The organism is Gilliamella sp. Nev3-1 (assembly GCF_001690435.1).
Taxonomy (GTDB): domain Bacteria; phylum Pseudomonadota; class Gammaproteobacteria; order Enterobacterales; family Orbaceae; genus Gilliamella; species Gilliamella apicola_C.
This window is the reverse complement of record NZ_LZHN01000051.1, coordinates 1-2,663: the sequence shown is the minus strand read 5'-3', so window position 1 is coordinate 2,663 and position 2,663 is coordinate 1. Positions and strand designations below refer to the sequence as shown.

The following is a 2,663-nucleotide window of genomic DNA, read 5'->3' as shown; positions in this document are numbered from 1 at the left end:
AACGAAATAAAAATAAAATAACAATCAAACAAATAACAATAGCCCATAGATGATCTTTAAAAAAACTACTTTGATATTGTTTAGGTTTGTGATTAGACGTTGGTAACTTCGAAGTTCCAGGAAAATTGTGCTGTCCCCCTTGCTGTATCTTTATTTTTTCTGCTATTTGTTGGTTTTTACATTAATAATGTTGATGGTTTTATAGTTGAATATTGTGGCGTTTTGCTTATAGTAATTCTATTTTGTGGCTCAACCTTATCAATATTATTGTTTAAAATATTTTTAATAATTTCATTATTTTTAGACACTAATGGCCGTTGCCTTGTATAAGAATTAATCCTATTAATAAACTCACAACAATCCAATCTCCTTTTGAACTCATCATGAGAGATAATTGTTAGCTGGTCATTTTTTGTAATAGTTATGGAAAGATGTGAATATCTATGTTTAGAACTAATATAAGGAGGCTCCATCAATCCTTTAACACTTATGTATTTTCCTAACCATATATCATTAGGTTTCATAGTTGATAGATTTAGATTTAATGCATCTAAACCTTCTTTCCATATATTTACTTTGAATGCTTTACCTCGCCAGTCATTAAAATTAAGAAAAATATATGGTAATTTCCTTTCAGTCCATCCGATCTTCACTTCGGTAACTTTTCCTATAACTTCAACTTGACTACCAATGTATTTTTCACACTTAACGAAATCTAACACTGATATAACTGGATACTGACTTTTATAGGTATTGATTTTAAAAGATGAAGGCGACGATAATTTGATATATTCAAGGTTAATTTGGTTATCAATAAAGTCTGATAATGTAGGTATTTTTTTAAATTGATCCACCAAACAAATTTTTATATAGTTAGTGACATATATAGTTAATTGTGGATAACTCATCAATAGATTGATAGTTTTAGAATTCTCTGGATTTTCAAAATCATCTACTTTGAATACTAGAGAATCTGAATCCGATTGTGATTTGTCCCAAATAGATGCGTCTAGAATTAATGATTGTAAACCTAACCATAATGTAATAAATGAGAAATTATCCAACTTATCATTAAATGGATTTTCAACTGCTCTTAAAGGATGTTGAAAGTTAATATGACCTAATTCTGAACTCCCCAATTTAGAAATTGAGCCAATATACATTCCGTCATAATCAATCAATTGAATAGCTTTTCCATTATCAGACACCATTATATTCCCCATTTGCAGATCTCCATGAGAAATATTATTTTTTCCTAAAAATTCTGATAATTCTTTTATTTTTTTTGATAAATTATTCAATGCAGTCTTATTTTTATAATTTTTTTCTAAAAATTCCCCTAGAGTTTCGCCTTTTGCCCAAGCTATTTTAACTATCGGATAATGATTTCCATTAACACATATGCCATTATTTAAAAAATCAAAGTTAACAAAAAAAGAAGAGTCCAAGGATTTAAGTTTTTGAGAAATAGCTGTGTAACGTTGTAACAACCCTTTTGACTCTTTATGAAAACATCTAACAGCAAATTTAGTATGGACAGGCTACACTAATTAGTACCAGTTTAATAAGGTCATTGTTATGATAACCAAAAAAACAAAAGGAACCAACAATGACAAATCTTATTTCAAGAAGAGAAAAACGCAGTTTTAGTAATGAATTTAAAAAACAGAGGGTAATGTTATACCAAAATGGCAAAAAACGAGCGGATATTGTCACCGAATACGACCTGACTAAATCCGCATTAGATAAGTGGATTAAGCAATATCAAACCACTGGTGAGTTTACAGCTCAAGCTAATCGTCGTGCTCAAGAAAATGAGCTCATAGCCCTACGTAAAGAGAATAAGCGATTGTTAATGGAGAATGACATCCTAAAGCAAGCGGCGTTGATAATAGGACGAAAATCAAATTAATCACCGAGAATCAACATCGATATAGCTTACGTGCGTTATGTCGATGTTTACAAGTGTCAAGAAATCGATTTTATTATCAACAACCATTAACCAGTAAAAAAACAGACAAAGAGCTTAGTAAAAAAGTGAAAGCGATATTTAACGATAACTATCAAGCCTATGGAACAAGGCGACTACAAGCAGAGCTTAGGGAGAAAAGCATACTATTATCCCGTCGCCGAATTGGTCGAATCATGCAAGAAACCGGATTAGTATCAAAATATACCTGTAAAAAATATCGTGCTAATACAGAACAAAGCAACGAATCAACAGTAAGTAATCAACTTAATCGTGAGTTTACCGTAGGCCAACAACGAAAAGTGTTAGTGACTGATTTAACTTATGTGAGAGTAAAACAACAATGGCATTACCTTTGTGTGATTATTGATGTAAGCAATCGAGAAATCGTGGGACGAAGTGCTGGAAAACATAAAAATGCTCAACTGGTTATGGATGCTATCAGCCAAATCCCTATTAACTTAAATTCAGTTGAGTTATTTCATTCAGATAGAGGAAAAGAATTTGATAATCATCTACTTGATGAATGTTTAAAGGAATTTGGCATTGAGCGTTCATTAAGCCATAAGGGATGCCCTTATGATAATGCTGTTGCTGAAGCAACATTTAAAGCGGTGAAAACTGAATTTGTGTCAAACACGATTTTTGATTCACTTGAACAACTCAGGTTGCAATTTAATCACTATGTGGATTG

Annotated in this window: 3 protein-coding genes; 2 read left to right on the top strand and 1 reads right to left on the bottom strand. The window is 31.4% G+C overall.

Annotated features, from left to right (window positions below; genetic code table 11):
* Nucleotides 1-176: 176 nt before the first annotated feature.
* Complete coding sequence (locus A9G40_RS07975; protein WP_065582617.1) at nt 177-1,490, bottom strand: protein kinase; 1,314 nt, start codon at nt 1,488-1,490, stop codon at nt 177-179.
* A gap of 119 nt (nt 1,491-1,609) precedes the next feature.
* On the opposite strand from A9G40_RS07975, the gene A9G40_RS07970 reads away from it, so the two are divergent.
* A complete protein-coding gene (locus tag A9G40_RS07970) occupies nt 1,610-1,912 on the top strand; it encodes a transposase (protein ID WP_081302198.1) in 303 nt (100 codons plus the stop codon).
* Nucleotides 1,903-2,663 (top strand): IS3 family transposase (locus A9G40_RS07965; protein ID WP_176700462.1); only part of this gene is annotated, 761 nt, incomplete at its 3' end. The genes A9G40_RS07970 and A9G40_RS07965, both read left to right, overlap by 10 nt.